At 53.6% G+C, this 21,720-nt stretch carries 17 protein-coding genes; 12 read left to right on the top strand and 5 right to left on the bottom strand.

What is annotated here, in order from left to right; translation table 11 throughout:
• Positions 1-101: 101 nt before the first annotated feature.
• The gene (locus FTO74_RS09810; RefSeq protein ID WP_162537984.1) at positions 102-455 is read right to left on the bottom strand and encodes a hypothetical protein; all 354 of its coding nucleotides are present in this window, start codon (positions 453-455) and stop codon (positions 102-104) included.
• 178 nt (positions 456-633) lie between these two features.
• Here FTO74_RS09810 and FTO74_RS09805 point away from each other — a divergent pair, with 178 nt between their 5' ends.
• Both FTO74_RS09805 and FTO74_RS09800 read left to right on the top strand, forming a co-directional pair.
• Positions 634-3,699, top strand: coding sequence for a sensor histidine kinase (locus tag FTO74_RS09805; protein WP_162537983.1), 3,066 nt, complete (start codon positions 634-636; stop codon positions 3,697-3,699).
• A 7-nt stretch (positions 3,700-3,706) separates the two neighbouring features.
• Positions 3,707-4,327 carry a response regulator transcription factor gene (locus tag FTO74_RS09800; protein WP_162537982.1) on the top strand — a complete coding sequence of 207 codons (621 nt, stop codon included), beginning with the start codon at positions 3,707-3,709 and terminating at the stop codon, positions 4,325-4,327.
• 123 nt (positions 4,328-4,450) lie between these two features.
• Here the strand turns inward: FTO74_RS09800 and FTO74_RS09795 are convergent, their stop codons facing one another.
• Positions 4,451-6,139, bottom strand: a complete 1,689-nt coding sequence (locus FTO74_RS09795; RefSeq protein WP_255462166.1) for a cyclic nucleotide-binding domain-containing thioredoxin-disulfide reductase — start codon at positions 6,137-6,139, stop codon at positions 4,451-4,453.
• 619 nt (positions 6,140-6,758) lie between these two features.
• Here FTO74_RS09795 and FTO74_RS09790 point away from each other — a divergent pair.
• Positions 6,759-7,229 (top strand): nuclear transport factor 2 family protein, encoded by a 471-nt coding sequence (locus FTO74_RS09790; protein ID WP_162539804.1) that lies wholly within the window; start codon positions 6,759-6,761, stop codon positions 7,227-7,229.
• A 516-nt stretch (positions 7,230-7,745) separates the two neighbouring features.
• Here FTO74_RS09790 and FTO74_RS09785 read toward each other — a convergent pair.
• Together FTO74_RS09785 and FTO74_RS19520 are read right to left on the bottom strand one after the other, a co-directional pair.
• Positions 7,746-8,609: an FAD-dependent oxidoreductase gene (locus FTO74_RS09785; RefSeq protein WP_220398991.1), complete on the bottom strand. Its 864-nt coding sequence runs from the start codon at positions 8,607-8,609 to the stop codon at positions 7,746-7,748.
• Positions 8,610-8,709: 100 nt separating this feature from the next.
• Positions 8,710-8,895 (bottom strand): FAD-dependent oxidoreductase, encoded by a 186-nt coding sequence (locus tag FTO74_RS19520; RefSeq protein WP_220398990.1) that lies wholly within the window; start codon positions 8,893-8,895, stop codon positions 8,710-8,712.
• An 812-nt stretch (positions 8,896-9,707) separates the two neighbouring features.
• On the opposite strand from FTO74_RS19520, the gene tal reads away from it, so the two are divergent.
• The gene (tal, locus tag FTO74_RS09780; protein WP_162537981.1) at positions 9,708-10,781 is read left to right on the top strand and encodes a transaldolase; all 1,074 of its coding nucleotides are present in this window, start codon (positions 9,708-9,710) and stop codon (positions 10,779-10,781) included.
• Positions 10,782-10,910: 129 nt separating this feature from the next.
• Here tal and FTO74_RS09775 read toward each other — a convergent pair whose 3' ends face one another.
• Positions 10,911-12,122 (bottom strand): NAD-dependent formate dehydrogenase, encoded by a 1,212-nt coding sequence (locus FTO74_RS09775; protein WP_255462165.1) that lies wholly within the window; start codon positions 12,120-12,122, stop codon positions 10,911-10,913.
• 636 nt (positions 12,123-12,758) lie between these two features.
• Between FTO74_RS09775 and FTO74_RS09770 the strand changes: the two genes are divergently transcribed.
• From FTO74_RS09770 to FTO74_RS09735, 8 genes are all read left to right on the top strand, one after another.
• Positions 12,759-14,138 carry an FAD-containing oxidoreductase gene (locus FTO74_RS09770; RefSeq protein WP_162537980.1) on the top strand — a complete coding sequence of 460 codons (1,380 nt, stop codon included), beginning with the start codon at positions 12,759-12,761 and terminating at the stop codon, positions 14,136-14,138.
• Between the two features lie 59 nt (positions 14,139-14,197).
• Complete coding sequence (locus FTO74_RS09765) at positions 14,198-14,977, top strand: ATP-binding cassette domain-containing protein (RefSeq protein WP_162537979.1); 780 nt, start codon at positions 14,198-14,200, stop codon at positions 14,975-14,977.
• 502 nt (positions 14,978-15,479) lie between these two features.
• Complete coding sequence (locus tag FTO74_RS09760) at positions 15,480-16,301, top strand: alpha/beta hydrolase (RefSeq protein WP_220399129.1); 822 nt, start codon at positions 15,480-15,482, stop codon at positions 16,299-16,301.
• Between the two features lie 205 nt (positions 16,302-16,506).
• Entirely contained in the window at positions 16,507-17,787 is a 1,281-nt protein-coding gene (locus FTO74_RS09755) for a nucleotide disphospho-sugar-binding domain-containing protein (protein WP_162537978.1), read from the top strand.
• 287 nt (positions 17,788-18,074) lie between these two features.
• Positions 18,075-18,410: an ankyrin repeat domain-containing protein gene (locus tag FTO74_RS09750; protein ID WP_162537977.1), complete on the top strand. Its 336-nt coding sequence runs from the start codon at positions 18,075-18,077 to the stop codon at positions 18,408-18,410.
• A complete protein-coding gene (locus FTO74_RS09745) occupies positions 18,407-18,802 on the top strand; it encodes an ankyrin repeat domain-containing protein (protein WP_162537976.1) in 396 nt (131 codons plus the stop codon). Before FTO74_RS09750 ends, FTO74_RS09745 begins: the two co-directional genes overlap by 4 nt.
• A 4-nt stretch (positions 18,803-18,806) precedes the next feature.
• Complete coding sequence (locus FTO74_RS09740) at positions 18,807-19,871, top strand: hypothetical protein (protein WP_162537975.1); 1,065 nt, start codon at positions 18,807-18,809, stop codon at positions 19,869-19,871.
• A complete protein-coding gene (locus tag FTO74_RS09735; protein WP_162537974.1) occupies positions 19,871-21,100 on the top strand; it encodes a hypothetical protein in 1,230 nt (409 codons plus the stop codon). The genes FTO74_RS09740 and FTO74_RS09735 overlap by 1 nt, the downstream gene beginning before the upstream one ends.
• The last annotated feature ends 620 nt before the right edge of the window (positions 21,101-21,720 follow it).

Below are 21,720 nucleotides of genomic sequence, written 5' to 3'. Positions count from 1 at the left end.
CGGGCACTCGGTAGACATTCCTAAAGTTGGTTTGAATGATTGCAAATTGAATTTCCCGGAACCCGACGGTCCTCGAGATGGATCGCGGTGACCATCACAAATTAGCTGCGAGGCGGGAATCTGATCAATTTCCTGCCAAAGAGGCAAGCGTCGACGGAGTATGCTCCGGGGCCCAGCATTGCTAAGATGCCACCGCTCAGGATTGAGGTGATCACGTGAAACAGATCGTGGTTGCAAGTGGTCATCAGGAAGCTGATCTGGATAAGCACGGAAAGCACCGAGAAATACGGGGTCAAGAGCCCGATAACCAGAAATGACGCGGGTATGACGTATATTGCGGCATCCCAGAACGACTCCACCAGAGCCCAGCGATCGCTCCCGTCCATGACGAACGTACCAGCAACTAAAAGCCGCAATGCAAGGAGCGCGACACCAGCCGTTCCCGCAGGAAACATGGAGAACAGTCTCTGCACCCTTGGAGACTAGTCGCGATTGACCGATCCAACAAGCTCCAAAAGAGAGGGTGTTCGACTACCCTTTCGGTTCCTGCCAGAAGCAGTCAACATCACGTATGTTTAAATCTCCGGAGTTGTGGCTGGCAGAAGCGGTGTATTTGAGCGCAAAGGGTAGGCAATGAAGCGCGTTTCGATTCAACGGCTGTTCACATTGATATTTGTGAAGTCCCTCCTCTGTATTTCTGCGTTCGGGCTCAATCCTGATAGCTTGATGTCTCAATACGCACATAGCACCTGGCGTACGAGCGACGGCATTTTCAACTCCGCTCCCACGGCAGTCACTCAGACCTCCGATGGCTACATTTGGATAGGTACGCAAAGCGGACTTGTTCGTTTTGACGGCGTTCGGTTTGTCTCGTGGACTCCGCCTGCCGGGAAACAGTTGCCCTCCCCATATATTTCGTGTTTCCTAAGCGCAAGAGATGGCAGTCTGTGGATTGGGACGACCGGAGGGCTCGCCCATTGGAAGAATGGAGAATTCACCACCTATCCCAACGCGCGCGGTTTCGTCGATTTCCTTCTTGAAGACCATCTCGGACTCGTTTGGATGGCCCGTACACGAGTACATGACAACACGGGACCGATCTGCCGGATAACAGACACCAAGGCGCGATGTTACGGAGTTTCCGATGGGATTACGGCCAGCAATGCGTCGGCACTGGCTGAAGATCCTCAAGGAGGTTTTTGGATTGGAAGCAGTCTTTTCGTTCAGCATTGGCGACCCGGAACCCAGGAAATCTATCGCCCGTCTGCCCTCAAAGGCAACGAAAACCTTCGTGGGGTCTCAGATCTCATTACGACGGTAGATGGCGGTCTATGGGCGGGAATGGCGGTGGAGGGCGCGGGACTTGGGCTACAGAAGCTGGTCAACGGAGTATGGAAGCCATTTGTAACGCCAGCGTTTGATAGCAGCACGCTGAGCATTGAGACGCTTGGCCGAACACAGAACAATAGTTTATTGATCGGGACAGAGAGTCAGGGCTTGTACAGAATTAAGGATGGCAAAGTAGACCATCTCCGGGCCGCGGACGGTTTGACGGGCGACTCTGTTCGCTCCTTCTATGAAGACCGAGAAGGCAATCTCTGGGTTGCGACTTCAGAGGGCGTCGATCGTTTCAGCGACCGGGCAGTGGTCACTTTCTCTATGCGGCAGGGCCTGGGAGGCGATGACGTTCAGTCAGTACTTGCATCCCCGGATGGAAGCATTTGGATTGGGAACCAACAGGAATTAGACCTTCTCAGGCACGACAAGATTACATCCATTCGAAAGGAGAACGGCCTGCCAGGGAACGGAGTGACATCGTTGCTTGAGGAGCACCCAGGCTCACTGTGGCTAGGTATCGACAATGGCCTTTGGGTTTACGAGAGGGGAGCATTCAAACCAATCAAAAGATCAGATGGAACTCCCGTGGGGACCGTTTTTGCAATGGCCAAGGATGTTGACGGCAGCATATGGGTCGAACTCCTGGGGGCTCCGGCAAAGCTTCTTCATATTAGGAATAGGGAAATTCAAGAGGAATCTGTCGTTTCTCAGCAGATATTCGTATCCGCCCCTGTAGCAGATCCTCTGGGGGGTGTCTGGTTTGCATTGCGTGGTGGCCAGCTTGCTCACTATCGAACCGGCAAAACTGAGATCGTTCATCCAACAGAACTCCCTAATAGTAGGGAGTGGAACCACTTCATTTTAGACGCTCGAGGTTGGCTGATTGGGACAACGTCGAAGGGGCTTGCAGGTTTGTGGAATGGGAGGATACAAGAACTCACTGAGCTCAATGGCCTTCCATGCAGCCGCCTGTACAACCTGATCGAGGACGATAAGGGCGCTCTTTGGATATATGCAGAGTGCGGCCTCATCGAAATTTCTCACGAGAAGATGCAACAGTGGCGGGATCACCCAAGGACTAAGGTTGGAGTCCACGTTTTCGATGCATTCGATGGCGCACAGCCCGGGGCCTCTCCATTCAGTCCTTCTGTAGCCAGATCTCCCGACGGACGGCTGTGGTTTGCGAATTACATCGCGCTGCAGATGATCAATCCGGCTCATCTCGAACGCAACACCGTTCAACCTCCAGTTCACATTGAAGAGGTGATCGCTGACCGAAAGAGCTACGCGCCATACCAAGGGTTGCGTCTTCCTTCACTTATGCGTGCTCTCGAGATCGACTACACGGCACTTAGCTTTGTGACTCCGAAAAAGATCCTTTTTCGATACAAACTGGAAGGGCATGACTCCGATTGGCAGGAACCTGGAGTGAGACGCCAAGCTCTATACAACGATCTTCCGCCCGGACACTATAGATTTCACGTCATCGCCTGCAACAATGACGGTGTATGGAATGAGACCGGCGATACGCTGAGTTTTTCAATTGCTCCTGCCTTCTATCAGACGATGTGTTTCCGGGTACTTTGCGGCGTAGTCGCCATTGGGCTTCTCAGACTGTTTTATCTACTGAGACTGAAGCAGGTTACTTCTCAAATTCGGCAACGGCTTGGGGCTCGACTTGAAGAGCGGGAGAGAATCGCGCGCGAATTGCACGATACCCTTTTACAAGGGTTTCAAGGATTGCTGCTGCGTTTCCAGGCAGCGATGAATGCTCTTCCCGAGTCCGAACCGGCCCATCAGATACTGGCCAAGGCGTTGGACAGAGCGGACGAGGTATTGCTTGAGGGCAGGCAAAGCGTGCGAAACCTTCGAGCAGAGGGCACTTGCGGAAGTGAGCTTACTGAAGTGATCACGCATTGTGCACAGGAACTCACTCAGGATCATCCGCCCCTCTTCGATCTTTCGGTGATGGGGACACCGCAGGTGCTTGACACGGTTGTGTTCGATGAAGTCTCTCGAATCGCACGCGAAGCGCTCATCAATGCATTCCAGCATGCGCAAGCGACGAAGATCGAGGTGGATCTGACCTATAGCAACATCCAGCTTTATTTAAGGATACGTGATGACGGCAAAGGCATTGATCCGCAGGTTCTCACTAAAGGAAGGGAAGGACATTGGGGGCTCTCGGGGATGCGTGAGCGAGCTCACAAAATCGGCTCAGTTCTGAATATCTGGAGCAATCCTGGCATAGGAACAGAGATCGAGTTGAAGCTCCCCGCCAGGGTCGCCTATCGAAACAGTGAGAGGGCGTCTATCTGGCGACGCGTTAGGCGATTTATAAAAAAGCCACTGGAGGTATAGGCGCGCAATGAAAAAAATCAGAATTTTAGTGGCGGACGACCATTTTTTACTGCGTGAAGGGCTTGCGGCAGTCATCGCGGGCCAGGAGGATATTGAACTTGTTGCTGAAGCGACCAACGGGCAGGAAGCTATCGAACTCTTCCGTTTGCACCGCCCAGACGTGACGCTGATGGATCTACAGATGCCCATAATGAATGGCATTGACGCGATTACCGAGATACGCAGACACTGGCCCAACGCTCGCTTCATCGTGCTAACTACTTATCAAGGGGATGTGCAGGCTTTGCGTGCTCTTAAGGCAGGTGCTTCTGGATATCTGCTGAAAAGTATGTTGCGAAAGGAGTTGTTGGACGCTATCAGATTGGTGCATGCCGGGAAGAAGCGCATCCCGCCTGAAATCGCGGCGGAGATTGCTGATCACGTAACCGATGACGCTCTCAGTGATCGAGAAGTCGAGGTGTTAAGAAGAGTAGCGGCGGGAAATTCCAACAAGATCATTGCAGAGCAGCTCGTGGTTTCCGAAGGTACAATCAAAGGTCACATCAAGAGCATTCTTTCGAAGCTCGGTGCTAATGACCGAACCCACGCTGTGACGATTGCCATGAAACGTGGGTTCATAGACGGATAGACGAGATGGAGTTTGATCGCTTGCTCCCCGGCAGAGTCTTCCTGCGATGCATGTATTGCAGGATAAATCGATACATGCACCGCATGCTTGTCATCCAACTTCAACCGATACATGGAAGTCTGTCTACTTTTGCGGGTTGCAACTCGATTCAAGATCGGGGGTGTGACTCGAAAGGGCAAGATATTGATGGACGAAGGAGACCGCCATGCTTCCTTCACCGACCCCGGAAGCAACCCTCTTAATTGATCCATGGCGGATATCGCCAACACAAAATACTCCTGGAACGCTGGTTTCCAAGGGATAGGCTAAACGCGAAAGGTGCCACGCGTCATCAATATCGCGACCAGTACAAAGGTAGCCGTGTTCGTCGCGATGAATTTCGACGGGTAACCACGACGTATTTGCTGTCGCACCGATCATGATAAATAGAGCGTCCGCCGCCCGAATGCTGCTCGTTCCTGTTTGGCTATGCCGCGTCTCGATCGTTTCAAGATTGTTAATCCCATCTGCGGAAATCACCTGCGTGTTAACCTCCACGGAGATATTGACTTTGTTCCCTATCTCGACAATGAGGTACTGAGACATGCTGAGCAAGAGGCTTGCCCCGCGAACGAGAACCGTAACATGGGCTGCGTAGCCTGAGAAGAATAGAGCTGCCTGCCCTGCGGAATTTCCTCCACCTACAATGAAAACCTGCTTTCCTACAACTGCCATTGCCTCAGTTCGAGATGCACCGTAGAGAATACCTCGTCCCCTAAGCCTATCTATTCCTTCTGCTTTGAGTAATCGCCACTCGACGCCCATCGCGAGAACAATAGAACGCGCATCGATACTAGTGCAGCCATTCAGCGTCAAAGTCTTCTTTTCGCTCGAGAACACGATCTGTTCCACCTTCCTTGAGACGACTATCTCCGAGCCAAAGCGCCCTGCCTGCTCGAGTGCACGCTGGCTGAGTTCTTCTCCAGAAATGCCTCCTGGAAACCCCAAATAATTCTCAATTCGAGAAGAAGTCCCTGCCTGCCCTCCCGGTGTGGCCTGTTCAATCATTAAGACCCTCAGTCCTTCCGAGGCTCCGCAGACCGCCGCGGCTAAACCAGCTGGGCCCCCTCCGACGATGACCAGATCATAGGAAGCGAAGCGTGGTTTGGTTTGTATACCGAGTGCTTCTGCAAGTTCACGCTCTGTTGGCTCATTGAGTATCGTTTTTCCGTCGACAATAGCGGTCAGACCTGACATCGGGAGTGCCAATTCGTCGGGAATACGATCTCTGTCTAAGATCCTGTTCACCCAAGAATATGGGATTCGACTGCGCGAGAGGAAGGTCAGAATGTCACGACATCGGGCATGACTCTCGTCCCCGATGATGACGACGCGGGTGATTTTTGTCTTGCAAACCATCTCCTGGACACCGCTAACGCGGGAGGCCATAACGGCTAAGATGCGTTCGCTCCACTTGGTGGATTCCGAAATGAGTTCGTAGAACAGAGGTCCGTCCAACTTAAGTATTCGGGAGTCAACCCTTGCTCGAAGACCGACGAGTACCCTGGCGCCGAGCAGAAGGGGAACTTCTCCAAAAAAGCCTTCTGACTCATAGACACTCATTGCTCGAGGTACTCCGCCGATCTCCTTCAAGAACTCGACTCCGCCTTCGATTACAACAAAGAAACAGGGCACATCTCCTTCGCGCGTGAGCCAGTCTCCGGCGCGCACGCGAAGATCGGCGGCCGTGCGGCTGATCCTCTCTCGTTGAGTTCTTGAAAGAAGGGCCAGAAGTGGCACTTTCTCAAGTTCATCTGCTGTAATCGTCTTCACTTCCTCTTGATGTCGTCATCCGTATGCACCTTACCGAATAACGTAGTGAGTTCTTCCCCATAGCTGTGCAGAAATGGCGCAATCTTTGACTCTCGGGAGTGAGACGGGTCCCCGCCACGTGGTGCTCATACTCGAGTGAGTCATCGCGGAATGGTGTTGGAGATCCCCGTTGGCTCTCAACGAACTCGGTATTTCGGCAGTGATATGTCACTGCCCGGCAGCTGCAGATACTCCTTTTTAGACTGCAAATAGAGCACCCCATATGCTGCGTGAGCACGCTGGCATCGCTACGGCACGATACGCCGAACTGACAAGTGTCTGGATTATAGAAGGGAGTTGGGGGCGAGAGTAGATATACAAATGTATAGGTTATTTACTTACATATTTGGCGACCGCACACAGTACTCTTGAGGAGTCCCTGTTAGCGAAGGGGGAAGTGCTCTGGCCGTCACAGTGTTAACGCCAGAATGTTGAGAGCGGAGGGTCCAATGCGCCGCTGGCAACATCGCCTGGCAACTCAATTGCTAGCTCCAATGGAGAGTTCGAAAGACTTCAGATGCCAGTGATTTCTGAAGTGAATAGTCGCGATCGATAAACTGTAATCAAGGAGATGATTCAGATGGTTCAAGCTCTAAGTCTAGTTCCGCCGTTTACACGTGAAGCAGCAGAGTTGAAAGTTCGCAAGGCTGAAGACGGATGGAATTCGCGGGATCCTGAGAAGGCCGCTCTCGGCTATTCACTCGACAGCGTTTGGAGAAATCGAGCAGAATTCGTGACTGGACGAGCAGACATCGTAAAGTTCCTGGAGAGGAAGTGGAGCCGTGAGCTTGAGTATCGACTGATCAAAGAGCTCTGGGCGTTCGACACAAATCGCATCGCGGTTCGATTTGCGTATGAGTGGCACGATGATTCCGGAAACTGGTTCCGCTCTTACGGCAATGAGAATTGGCTGTTCGATGCCCAGGGCCTCAACGTTCACCGATACGCATGCATCAATGATCTCCCCATTAAGGAATCGGAGCGCAAGTATCACTGGCCATTGGGACGGCGTCCTGATGATCACCCCGGACTCTCGGAGCTTGGGCTGTAAAGATTCGCGATCCCTCTGAAATATTCCGGTCCGCGCCCGGAATGCTCTCATGGGGGTCGCAAACCTCATCGGATGGAGTACGAGCTTACCATTCAGAACCACTACAACATCCCCGATAGCTCTGTTTAAGATCCCGTCCACTCCAGGCCATGTAGTTGGTTGGTAGATTGGAACGGCACTTCAATAAGGTAGCCCACTCGCATGCAGCAAGATCCATAGGGCATCGTTATAAGACCCTATGGATCTTGCAGGATTGACGGTCTAGCGTTAGGGAATTGCTGCTTCACCTGTTCTCGATGCGTCGGCCGATATAGCTATCCCAAGGTCCCCCCTCGCCGTGCCAATCGATATCTACCTGACGAGAATCTGATCGACACTCGGGTGTCCGAAGTAACCCCAGCCCCATTCGAGGAAGGCCTCAACCTTTGCGCGCGCCGTTGCGAGAAGAAACGCATGGACTCCGAGCCACGCTGCGAAAGCTATTGGACCTTTGAGTTCATGATGATGCGGTCCGACTTAAGCTACGGCCGCGTTGCGCCCTATTATTGCCATGACTCCTTTGTCGAAGTAATCGAAGGGACGCCCCGACTCCCCTGATAATTTGGTCGCGATATTCTTCGCGCAATACTTGCCCGCCTGCTCCGCTACGGATGCAAGTTGCGGTAAGGTTTTCCCGTCTTTGCCTACAATATTTGCAAAATCGCCTAGCGCATAGACGTTGTCGAAACCCTTTACGCTGAAGTCAGGCTGAACGTCGATGCGGCTCCCGCGTCCAGGCGCAATGCTCAGATTAGCTGACAGAGATGATGCTTTCAACCCACCGGCCCAGACGACGGTGCGCGTCGGGATTCTGGCGCCGTCCGAGAGTAGTACATGGTCTGGCGTCACTTCCTTTACAGCGACTCCCAGATGAGTGTGTACGTCATGTTCCTTCAATATTTTGGAGGCGTATTCCTGAGAGCTTTGCGAAAACGCACCCAAGACGCTGGGAACCATGTCGACTAGGACAACGCGCGCTTTGCTGAGGTCCAGGTCTCTGTATTCCTCTTTTAGCGCACGTTGGATCATATCGCCGAGAGCTCCCGCCATCTCCGTGCCTGTAGGCCCAGCACCAACTATGACGAAATTAAGTGCGCCCTTCTCGATGAGCGAAGGGTCGCGATCCGCGGACTCAAGTACCTCAAGTATCCTCGAGCGGAGTAGCTCGGCGTCTTGAAGCGAATACAGCGGAAAGGCATGTTTGTCTGCGCCGGGCGTTCCGAAAAAGTTGGGTTGCGACCCTGCAGCTAGCGCGATGATATCGCCCTGATATTTGACCCCATGGGAGGTCTCAACCATTCTTGCCGCAAGATCGACCGCGGTTACCTCGCCTAGCTTCACATCCACATTGGGATGCAGTTCGAAGAATGCTGCGTATGTTAAAGGCCGCATTAGCGGACGACAGCATCCCGCTAGCGACCTGATAGAGCAATGGCTGAAACTAGGTATAGTTGTTCTTCTCGAGTAGCGTAATCCGGACGTCGGAACGCGAAGCAAGCGCGCGAGCGCAATTCAACCCTGCGAAACCGCCTCCGACAATGACGACGTGCTTTAGATCCGACGGTTCGTGCTCGATGGACGCGCCCGCTATCGCCGGCTGCTTAAGATTTGAAAAGAGATTGTTCATTCGATTCCTTTCAATCAATAAAACGGCTAAGTAGAGAACTGGTGATCAGGCGCCCCCCGATCACCTCGGCATGGTTGCTGGCCTGCGCCATCTTCTATGCAGGGTAATTGCCCCCGTTTTTGCTCTGAGGGCGTGAGGTTTGCAGGTTTCTTGGGTTGACATGCCCCCTAGACCCGAAGACTGGCTCCGTAGGTGCAATACTCCTACATGTTCAGAACCGACACTGCCTGATGCAATAGAGGCACCACTTTTCCGTGCTGAATGTTCTTGTGAGTCACGCAGGACAAGGAGCCGACATCGCAACGTTCCGGGGAATCGCTTCAAGCGATGGCAGTGGGCACTGCTATAGCTATTGAAGCTGCCATGTCGGAGTCGACCGAGCGTCATTGGTGTCGATATTTCGACACCCCCTCCCGGGCGACTCGCAAGATTTCGTGTTTGAGTTGACCCGGCGGTTGAACTTATACATTTATATATCTAGGCATGGCCCTCATGGATCACTATGATTGCCTCACGGAGTTCGGCGCTCTCCACGAGGCATGTTTCGCGGATGCTCACTGCCATGGTTAGCCCCGGAGGCTTTTGAGATTTGCATCGCGAAAGGGGACTGATCCGGTTGTATAAAGGCGACTTCCTAACGCAACGCAATCAGCAGTCTGTCATTGGGAGGAGGGAGTGAGTGCAATCACAATCGTCTTTAGTCATTGGTTGGCGCTCCCATGCGTTCTGTCGAGGTGCCATCCCTGCATGGCCCAACTGCAGCAGGCGTAGACAACCTCACAAACACCACCATATTGCTTTAGGAGATATTCATGAAAGCGACCGAAAAACTCCACGAAACAGGGCAGAGCCTTTGGCTGGACAATATAACTCGCGGTCTGCTGACGAGTGGAACACTCAACCGCTATATTCAGGAGTTCTCGGTCACGGGGCTTACCTCGAACCCAACAATCTTTGACCATGCCATCAAGAACAGTCATGACTATGATGACGCCATTCGTCGGAAGGTAAAGGATGGCAAGTCGGGCGAGGCACTCTTCTTCGAGCTGGCGATCGAGGATCTCAGACAGGCCGCAGATCTGTTTCGTCCAATTCACGACCGGACAAACGGCGTAGACGGATGGGTATCCCTTGAGGTCTCTCCACTGCTGGCCAATGACGCCGCTGGAACGCTTGTGGCAGCAAAGGCGCTCCACGCACTAGCTGCCCGTCCGAACCTTTTTATCAAGATCCCCGGTACCAGAGAGGGGCTCTCAGCCATCGAAGAGGCAACCTTCGCGGGCATTCCTGTCAATGTGACCCTCTTATTCTCCTCCACACAGTATGTTGCTGCAGCGCAGGCTTATCTTCGAGGCATCGAGCGGCGCATCACGGCAGGATTGAATCCGCATGTTGGCTCGGTCGCCTCATTGTTTGTCAGCCGCTGGGATGTAGCGGTAGCGGACAAGGTTCCTGGGGAACTCCGTGACCAGCTTGGTATCGCCATAGCGGGGGAGGCCTATGAGAGTTACCGTCGCTTGCTCGATTCGCAACCCTGGCAACGCGTCTTCAATGAGGGGGCGCGTGCCCAGCGTTTGCTCTTTGCCAGCACTGGAACGAAGGATCCTAAGGCATCCGATACCCTATACGTTCAGGCACTCGCCTCACCTTTTACGGTAAACACGATGCCAGAGGCTACATTGAAGGCTTTTGCCGACCATGGGAAGGTCAGTGATTCTCTGGTTGCGGGAGCTGGCGAGGCCCTGGCAAAGTTCGGCGAGTGTGGAATTGATAAAGACGCCTTAGGCTCCCAACTGCAGGATGAGGGAGCTGCATCGTTCGTCCAATCCTGGAAAGAGTTGATGGAATGCATCGTCTCCAAGAGCGAGGCGCTCGCAGGAGCCTGAATACGAAGCGGTGGCGCTCGTGTGTGGGCTCCACCGACATTACCGAGTACGAATGAAAACGGGCGGCTCTTTCGATGTGCAGAGCTGCCCGTTTCCACGTGACATGTGAAGCAAAGTACGAGAGTCCTGCTACTGTGCTGTCTTCCCGGCGACGTCGTAGGACTTTGCGCCCGTCCCGGCAAGCGCTCCGCCTGAGACAATCAGATACTCGTTGCGTATCGGCTTATTTTCAAACCAGCATTCGAGAATCTCTCGCGTTCCCGCAGCATAACGAGCCTGCCCGGAGAGCGAAGCCCCTGACATGTGCGGAGTCATCCCGTTGTGAGGCATCGTCCGCCAAGGATGATCCTGGGGCGCAGGTTGCGGGAACCAAACATCGCCGGCGTAACCAGCTAGTTGTCCGCTCTCCAGAGCCCGCACGATGGCATCACGATCGCAGATCTCACCACGGGCACAATTGACGATATAGGCCCCCGGCTTCATGCTGCTCAGTAGCTTCTCATCGAAGAGGTTTTTCGTTCCGGGATAGAGTGGGGCATGAATGCTGATGGCATCACAGACCTTGGCCAGTTCCTCAACGCTTGAGTGATACGTAAGTCCCAGTTCCTGCTCGACGCTTTCCGGCAAACGATGCTTGTCGAAGTAGTGAAGGCGAACGTCGAAGGGTTTGAGCCGCTTCAGCACAGCCAATCCAATTCTTCCGGCCGCTACTGTCCCAACATGCATTCCTTCGATATCGTAAGAACGCGAGACGCAGTCGGAGATATTCCATCCGCCCTTGACAGCGATATCGTGCGCTGGAATGTAGTTGCGGACCAGGGAGAGGATCATCATGACAGCGTGTTCCGCGACGGAGATACTGTTGGAGAATGTTTCTTCGGCAACGGTGATTCCCGCTTTGATAGCAGCATCGAGGTCGACATGGTCAGATCCAATACCCGCCGTAATCGCAAGCTTCAGTTTCTTGGCCTTCGCAATCCGTTCTGCTGTGAGATAAGCAGGCCAGAAAGGCTGCGAAATGACGATGTCAGCATCGGGCAGTTCCTTCTCGAACACGGAGTCCGGTCCTTCTTTGTCCGAAGTAACAACGAAGGTATGGCCAAGACCCTCAAGATATTTACGCAAACCAAGACCGCCCGAGACGCAACCGAGGAGGTCGCCAGGAGTAAAGTCTATGTGCTCGGGAGTCGGAACAGCCTGTCCGCCAGGGTAGACCTCTATTTTGGGAATATCTTTCCGCGCGTATTGCGGGGGATAGCCAGTGGTAGGATCATCAAAAAGAACGCATAGGACCTTCGCCATTTTTTTCCTTATCTTTGCTTGCAGGTTCGTTGATTTCACAAGACTCCCCAAATCCGAAGGACAAGAACAGTTCATCGACCTATTCGTTCTCGCTGGAGAACAGCCACTTACCCCTGTGGAGTAGTAGCCTGAAGAGCCAACTGCTACACGACATCTTCGGATGTCGCAGCAGGCAGTAGTGCAATCGAAGTGCCAGTTGGCGGGAATGCTGGCTCGACCGGCGGTTGATGGTGTGAGTCCGAAGTGTGCTTCGAGATAGCTGCTTTAGCCGGTCGCAACGGGGCACCGGTTGGATTGGACAATTGGAGAGGCGATTTGAGATCTTGGAGATCTGCGATATGCCCACTATCGATATGTCGACACCAGTGTCGACATATCGACGGCTGTCTGAGCGCAGTCAATATGTAACGACCAGAGGCACATTGCCACGCCATATCTCCGATCCCGTGCAGCCGTCATCGTTCCTTGTTCCTCGGGCGGAGTCTGTCACTGCCGCGAGACGTATACAAACGTATAGTTGTTGAGCTTTCATCGCTTCGCTAACATCGTCCTAAGGTATCGCGTTCCCGTAAGCTACGGAGCGTTGGTCCATTCGTCGCCCGTAAGGCTTTACCCGCAGGTGGTACGCGTGCTGAGCATCCGAACGCAGCAATACCGTTGTGGTCTGGGAGATCTATGAAACATTTCGATGCGATTATCGTGGGCTCTGGACAAGCGGGTCCGCCCTTGGCAGGTAGTCTCTCTGCGGCCGGCTACAAGGTAGCTCTCGTCGAACGCAAGTTTTTCGGTGGGACATGCGTAAACACGGGCTGCATTCCTACCAAGACGCTTGTTGCGAGCGCCTATGCCGCTCACCTGGCACGACGAGCTTCCTTCTATGGCCTTGCGATCGAGGGCGGGGTCAGCGCTGATATGCACGCGCTGAAGGCTCGTAAGAATGACGTACTCATGAAATCCCGGGTTGGAGTTGAGGCGTTCGTTCGAGGCCTGCCGAACTGTACGGCATACGTTGGGCAGGCAGTTCTAACCTCAGCTTCAGTCGTTCGGGTCGGTGAAGAGGAGCTTAGCTCAGACAAGATCTTCTTGAATGTGGGCGCACGAGCAACTGTCCCACCGCTTCCAGGGATTGAGAAGATCAACTTTCTTACCAACTCCTCCATTCTCGAACTCGATGTCCTTCCTCGGCATCTTGTTGTAGTCGGGGGAAGCTACATTGGCCTTGAGTTCGCCCAGATGTACCGCCGCTTTGGAAGTGAAGTGACGATTGTGGAGCGCAGCTCTCGTTTGGTCCAGCATGAAGATGAAGATATCTCGGCCGCGATAAAGGACATTCTTGAGGGTGAAGGAATTCAGATCCATCTCGGGGCGGAGTGTATCCACTTCGACACGAGTGATGCTGGCCCGGTTGTTGGGATGAACTGTGTTGATGGCGTTGTTCGAATTACCGGGTCTCACATTCTTCTCGCGGTGGGGCGGACGCCCAATACCAGCGATCTCGGGCTTGACCAAGTCGGAGTCAAGCGGGATGAACGTGGCTATATCGAGATAGATGACCAGCTACGGACTTCAGTCCCAGGAATATGGGCTCTCGGAGACTGCAACGGTCACGGCGGTTTCACCCATACTTCCTATAACGATTTTGAAATTGTTTCGGCCAATCTGCTTGATGGCGGCCTACGCCGGGTTTCGGACCGAATCCAGGCACATGCGCTTTATATCGATCCTCCGCTCGGGCAGGTTGGCCTTACTGAAACCGAGGTAAGAAAGTCGGGAAGGGCGGCTCTCATCGGGACCCGTCCAATGAGCCGGGTTGGCCGGGCCGTTGAGAAGGGCGAAAGTCTGGGATTTATGAAGGTCCTGGTCGATGTCGAGAGTCAAAAAATCCTCGGAGCTGCCATTTTGGGCACAGGGGGAGATGAAGCTATACATTGCATTTTGGACACAATGTACGCGGGAGCGCCGTACACCAATATTACGCACGCTGTGCACATTCACCCAACCGTCTCTGAACTCATCCCGACGATGCTCGAATCACTAACGCCACTGACTGAGTAGTACCTCTTTGTCAGTCTCTGGAGGTGTGCAAGCTCGACGCGGTGGTTTGGAGGATCTGAATGGTCGAGGAGAGAACTGCAGAGGAGCAGTGCGGGAAGCCTTACCTCGTCTTTGACGGGGTGTCCAAATCATTTGGCTCGAATACGGTACTTGATAATGTAACGTTCGAGGTCGGGCGAGGCGAAACGGTGTGCGTGATGGGACGAAGCGGCGTGGGCAAATCGGTCTGCCTGGAACTTCTAATGGGTTTTCTCAAGCCTGATTCAGGCCGTGTAATTGTCGCAGGCCAGGACATTACCAATATCTCTGAGGAGCAGCTCGAACAAATACATAAGAAAGTCACGATGGTGTTCCAGAGTGGTGCGCTCTTTGATTCGCTTACGGTGGCAGAAAACGTAGCATTCCCGATGAGAGAGCGAGGATGCCTGGACGAGTCGCAAATCCAAAGTAGAGTCGATGCCTTATTGGACAGAGTCGGGATTCTAGAGCTCCGAGACTTTCTACCCGATGAGGTCTCTACGGGATTGCGTCGCGCCGTGGCGATTGCGAGAGCGATCGCCGAAGATCCTGAAGCGGTGCTGTATGACGAGCCGACGACGATGGTGGACCCTTTGATGGTGCACGGAATAGGGCAGGTGATAGCTCGGCTCAAAGTGGAACAGAACTTGACCAGCGTCGTAGTGACTCACGATACGCATCTTGCAGAAAAACTTGCTGATCACATTATCTTTCTGAACAGAGGTAAAATTCAGTTCTTTGGCACTGTAGAAGAGATGAAAGCGTCCCCCGATCCCTTCGTTCGAGAGTTCCTTGAGGACGATCAGTTGATAATTCCATAAGGTTGCGCGAAGGCTATATCGCGATGACGCCTGCCGGAGGGGGCGTGTGATGATCGAACGGAATTCCATGAGCGAATTGGAAGTACTACCGCAGTTGTGCGATTGTCCATGCTCTGGAGCCGAACTCTGGCATATACAAACATATAATTGGCAGCACCTCGACCCGCCTCTACTATCGAAGTGATCGAGGTAGTCAACTCCTCCTGTCAGCGATTTTAGGATGCAGATAGCGCTTCCTCAGGATGACGGACCGATCAGACAATCGTCGCTCCACAAAGGAAGAATTCAAATCGTGTCCAGGTTCGATCACATCCCCAAAATAGGGCCCGCTGAAATTGTGGCCCCGATCGAGAGCGAAATCGCCGAAATATCTCGCCGTCAGATTCTTGTAGGCGGCGCGGCGATGGTGGCGACCATGAGTTTGCCCATGGCTGCCTTGGCCCTTCAACCCAAAGCCGCGAAACCGTCACCCTCGCGTAGCATGAAGCAAGGAGCGAAACACATGAATATGTTCGAAACCAAAGATGGAACATCCATCTTCTATAAGGACTGGGGAACCGGCCCGGTCGTGACCTTCTCGCACGGCTGGCCGCTCAGTTCCGATGCATGGGATGCTCAAATGCTGTTCCTTGGAAAGCAGGGCTATCGCGTCATCGCTCATGATCGCCGCGGTCACGGACGTTCGGGACAGACCTGGGGCAACGACAACATGGACCAATACGCCGATGACCTGGCCGAACTCATCGAACATCTTAATGTAAAAGAAATCACCATGGTCGGTCACTCCACTGGTGGAGGCGAGGTCGCTCGTTACATCGGCAGACACGGGAATGCACGGGTAAAAAAAGCTGTTCTGATCTCCGCAGTGCCTCCAATTATGTTGAAGAGCGAGAGCAACCCTGGTGGCCTGCCAATCGAGGTTTTTGATGGTATCCGAGCTGGTGTGGCTAGTGATCGTTCGCAGTTCTACAAAGATCTGAGTCTTCCATTTTTTGGCTATAACAAGCCTGGCGCGAAGGTCTCTGAGGGGGTTCGTGAGTCATTTTGGCGCATGGGAATGCAATCATCGATTGTCGGATCGTACGACTGCGTGAAGGCTTTCTCTGAGACCGATCAGAATGAAGATCTTAAGAAGATCGAGGTGCCTTTGCTCGTAATTCAAGGTGATGCAGATCAAATCGTTCCAATCGACGACTCCGGGCGGCTCACAGTCAAGATCGTCAAGAATGCGAAGCTGGAAGTTGTACCGGGGGCTCCGCACGGTCTGTGTACGACCCATGCAGATATCGTCAATCAACACCTGTTGGCATTCCTCAAGAGCTAGAAAAATCGGAATAGATTCCTGATCCACACGAGAGGGTCGCAATTTGCGGCCCTCTCGTTGTTGTCACACTTTTTGATTGTCGATGTAGCGGTTTCCCCGAACCATTGATTCAATGGGGCGCTAGTTCGTCGATCTAGGAACAAAAGAATGACTCCAGGTGTTAACCAAACGGCACCTGGTTTCGAGAAGATAAAGGAGTTTATTGATGAGTAAGGTTCTAGTTGCAGCAGCTCCCCTGGCAGGGCATGCAGGTCCCATGTTGATTGTCGCTGGTTTCTTGCGCCAGCAAGGCCACGATGTTCTCTTTAGCAGCTCTGATTTCTTCCGCGACAAAGCGGAAGCCCGGGATCTGCGTTTCCTTCCCCTGGAGGGGAACGCCAACTATGACTATCGCCAGTTGGGAGAACTGATTCCCGGTTTGAGGACTTTCACCTCCCCTATTGATCTGTCGAATAGCTATGTAAAGCACATGCTGGGAGACCGCATCCCGGATCAGTATCGCGGACTACGCCGGATCATCGACGAGGAGAATATTGACCTTGTGATGACGGACGTGGGTTATTGGGGAATCTTCCCGCTGCTATTGCGCAACGAACCTCGCCCTCCTGTGATCTCCTGCGGCACGACAGCCCCTATGTGGCATGATCCTGCTTTCTCCATATTGACCGGACCAGATGAGACTCCAGAAGGGCTGAAACGAAACCTTGAAGACAGCCGGAAATGGAAAGAGGGACGTGCCCCAGCGGATATATATGTCGATGAAGTGCTCCGGAAACTCGATGCTCATGTTCCTGGCGGGTTCGACCTCACCGACACGATGTATAGCCTTCCAGATCTCTTTCTCCAGTTGGGCGCGGAGGAGTTCGAATTTCCGATGCACAACCGGCGACCGAACCTGCGCTTCGTAGGCCCGATTCTGCCTAAATCGAAGGGGCTAGTGGAAGAACCGTCGTGGTTGCTTGACTCCAAGCCGGTGGTTTTCGTAACGCAGGGAACTCTGGCAAACTTTGATTTCAATCAGCTTGTGAATCCTGCGCTTACTGGACTCGCAGGCGAAGACGTGCAAGTAGTGGTGACTGCGGGCGGAGGGCCAGTGGAGTCCATCGTCGCGGCAGGGAACTCCATCGTGGAGCCATATATTCCGTATGAACAGATACTGCCTAAGACAAGCGTGTTTGTGACCAATGGCGGCTACAACGGTGTTCAGCAAGCGCTCAGCTACGGTGTCCCGGTCGTCTCGGCTGGTGCGAGCGAGGATAAGCCGCAGGTGTGTGCGCGGGTGAGATGGAGCGGTGTTGGAATCGATCTTAGGACCGGAGTTCCCACGCCGGAGCAAATTCGGCATGCGGTCCTTCAGGTACTGCGTGAACCGAGTTTCCGCGATCGAGCTGAAGTACTCGGAGCAAGCATCGCGAAAACGAATGCACTCAAGACAATCTCAGAGATAGTGGAAAGATCTATCTCCTCCAAAGATGAAGAACTCTGAGTTGAACTGCTAAAAAGCGCCGCTGGTTATATCAACCCTGTGCCGCCGCGAGGAGGATGTTATTTTGCGTTATCGTACTTTAAAGTTGCGAAAGTTTGTATTATTTTACCTGTTTGCGCTCGCACCAGCCGCGTTTGCCCAATTTCCAGATCATGGATTCAATGAAGAGGAAGGGCAAATGTGAATACGTGCACGGTGGACGGCTAGAGCGCATTGTCGGTTGCTGCCAATTACCGCGGGACCACTGAGCTCGTACCCTTGCTGCTTGAGCATGGAGCAGAGCTTGAATGTCCAGAAAAGACGCAAAGGGCAACGAGAATCTGGCAGTGCCATTGCCTCTGTTTCTGGCTGCAGGGACAGGGGAGATTAAAACTGCTCGCCTGCTCCTCCAGCACGGAGACTCGCTTGACAGTATGTTCGGAGAAAAGACCCCTCTGACGTTTGCAATCCAAATGGGAGACGCGAAGATGGTGCGGTTTCTGATCGAATCAGGAGCCAATATTGAGGGAGAGGAGCGGCAAGTCGATGCTCTTGTGCAAGCAGTGCTGGCAAACAATAAAGATGTACTCGCTGTATTGATCGAAAGCACTTCGACGTCAATGCCAAGGACGATCTTGGAATGACACCACTGCACTACGCCGCCATGACGTACTACGGGGACACCGACATCGCGCGCATACTACTCGATGCTGGAGCAAAGAGGAACATCAAGGACAAGGATGGTGAAACACCTGAGCATGCGGCGGCGAGGCTGTATCTCAATCAACTTGCAGATGTTCTTGGTGGTGGAACGGTCAAAGAGTTTGGAGCATCAACCATGACGCTCGAGATGTCCAGAGAGTGCGAAGCGACAAATGGTCATCGCCGACGCGACTTGGTTTACCCGGGACGCATAACGCTGGTAGAGTACGTAATCGAGGTCTACTCACACGAACACCTTGCTGCACATCGCGCAACAGAGGGCTCTCACGCGTCGCGCATTCCTACGCTCTGCGGCCGCAACAGGCGCAGGTAGCAGGTTGTTTAGCTTCAGTCCTCTCCACGCTGCGCTGCTGCCGAAAAGCCATAAAACTGTCGTGGTCACATTTGGTGGAGGGGCCCGCGATGAAGAGACCTTCGCGCCGGAGGGCCAAGAGAATATCCCTCACCTCATGAAGGAATTGATTCCGCAGGCTACGTTCTTCACGCAAGTCGTGAATCGTGGAATTTTGGGCCACTATGTCGCTACTGCGAGTCTGGCTACCGGCGTTTACGAGCGTTTCGATAATTTCGCCGATATAGCACCAGAGAATCCAACGGTCTTTGAATACTTCCGTAAGGGGTTGGGTCGACCGGCGAACGACACTTGGGTGATTGCGCCCAGTAATGGTTTCAACCGCATCGGCCAGAGTGCTGGTGGAAGATTTGCCGCAGGATTTGGAGCTCAAGTCGTGTTGCCAAAGCATTTGCTCGCGTCCGCTCTAGGGAGGTCGTCGGCAAAATCAGGGGGACTCGAGTTTCTTTTGCAGGATAATTACGAAGAGCTCTTGTTTACGCCGCCATCCGTTCATTCCGATGTCGAGCGCTCCAGGCTGACCGAGATGTTACATCTTTCCGTGGATGATTTTGCGCAGCACGCCAAGACCTTGTCGAGCCCGGACGAACTCTCCGTCTACGTCATGCGTCAGTTGATGCGGCAATTTGCTCCCAGCCTTCTGTGGATCACTCTTCACGACATGGACGTTGCGCATACCGGCGCGTATTCACTTTATCTAGACGGTATTAGACGAACCGACAGGCTTTGTGCGGAGATATGGCAGATGATCGAAAGCAATCCGGAGTACAAAGGTCGCACAACTATGCTTGTGCTTCCGGATTTCGGTCGCGATTCGGACTTCAATGCTTCCGGCAATGGTTTCCAGCACCACCGCACCGGCGACCCACTGTCACGCACTACGTGGATGATGGCAATGGGACCACACATCCGACAGAACCTGACCGTCGATAGAGCACTGGATTCCTTGGACCTCGTCCCAACGCTCGGTTCTCTGATGAACTTTGCAACCCCTTTGGCCAAAGGTCGGCTCATCACAGAGGTGCTCTAATGGTTCCGAGCGAGCTTCGAGCTGAAAGCTTTGTGCGGTATCCGCAGCAGGCCCGTTCCTTCGCGGTCAGCAATCTTCCAGCGCTGCGGCGGATGCCCTTGATTTTAGCGTCACTGATGCTGCGACAAGTTATTCAGTTTGACTGGTGCTTCCCGGCGGAACGTGAACAGCTATCCCGGCAATTCGATCTGTTGAGTGGGCTGGACGCCGCATCTTTCGATGCGCTAATGACGCCGTTCTCTACGATTGTGCTCTCCGCCGAGCTTCGCGGCGCGGAGTGGGTTGATCGTCCGCAGTTGTTTAGCGAACAGCTCACAGCATATCTGTGGTCGGAGCATCAGATCGATCGCTATCATGAGGCGGCGCAGGATTATCAGCAATATCTGGAGACGGCTCTCAAACCGATGATGCCGGCCGGTCCGCGGTGGACGATCGTCACCCTCGGCCAGGGTTCCGAACAGACAGAGCGATCCCTGTTTCGGAAACTCCTGCCCCATGGCACTCTCTTTACACAAGTCGACCCTGTAGGCGGATTGGAGATCCTACTCGCTGAAGTACGCTCGCGCGCGCAACGATATCCTACTGAATACGCTCACTGGTATATCGAGGGTGGCGCACCCCATGCTGCAGTTGGCGGCGCAACTAACCTGACTACTATGTCCTACGACAGACTCGTTCCAGCTACAAGACGCGAGTTCTCGTTATTGAAGCAGTTCGTGTCTCGCCAAAACTCCACTGAACCCGTTGGAGTAGAAGCAGTCAGCTCGTATGTCGCGAGCCTGAGTCCGGAGGATCTGGACCTCAAAGGTTCTGCCGAAGATGCTGTGTTACGCCACTTTGAGGTCAATGTATTGACCCAGGGAGCAGGATGCCAGATCTACAGTACGACGTTTGTTCAATGGGCAGCGCGTGAGTGTCTGCATCGTGCGCAACCGCTTACTCTGTTCGCACGATTCTCTCCTCGGCAGGTGAATGCCCCAATGGAGCAGCTTCTGGTCCGTGACCCTCTACAACAGCCACAGGATCACGAAGGCTCACTCGTGGACGCTGATATGGGGGCCTACTACACGTGGATCAATCAATCGCGTCTTGCCGGTGCGGAGCAATCCCGCTTTTTGGTCTGGTTTGAGGGCCATCGTATCGCATGCGCGATCGCTCCCACCCTATCGAGAGGGACCACCTCCGCTTCCGCTACAAATTTACGACAGGTGCTGGACTGGATGGCTTAGAGGAAGCATCCGAGCATAAGTGTTCGAAATCCACGAGGGACAAAGCCTCAACGAGCTCAATCTCGATTTGCCACCTGCAACTGCACCTGGGCGCGAGGCTTTGCGCAGTTCCATTGCGCTCTGCGTCAGCTAAGGAGTCGACATTCGATGTCGTAGGCTCGAGTGCCACCGTGTATTGCTTTTCCTGTCTTTCCTCGGGCCACGCCCCAGAACAAATCCAGATTCCAAGGAAGGGAAGCGTAGCGTGATCGAAGCGCAAGATCACACCCTGAGCAGCTCTTACCCGATATAGGGCACTCCAAGCGGATTTGTCCATCTTCGCGAACAGTTTGTGTGCGGTCACGCCATCCTTCTCTCCCACCGTGCTGAGGTCTACAACAACACCCGATGTCGAGTTCGCGGCTGGCCAGCCGATCATGGTGTTCCGAAGAAACTGATCTCCAGCCGAATATTCGACAGACACACCTCTTACGGATTCTGGCAATACGATCCGGTCTCCTGCTTCCACACGGAGGAGCGGGTGAGCAGACCACAGCCAACTCGTGGTCCTGTCTGAAAGGTTCAACAACTCGTAGTCGAGAAGGAGGGATCCCCCACGAAGTTTCGCAGTTCTGGTGAGG

The sequence above is a fragment of the Granulicella sp. WH15 genome, assembly GCF_009914315.1.
Lineage (GTDB): Bacteria > Acidobacteriota > Terriglobia > Terriglobales > Acidobacteriaceae > Edaphobacter.
The sequence above is the reverse complement of the archived record's forward strand: the minus strand, read 5'-3'. Positions and strand labels throughout refer to the sequence as shown.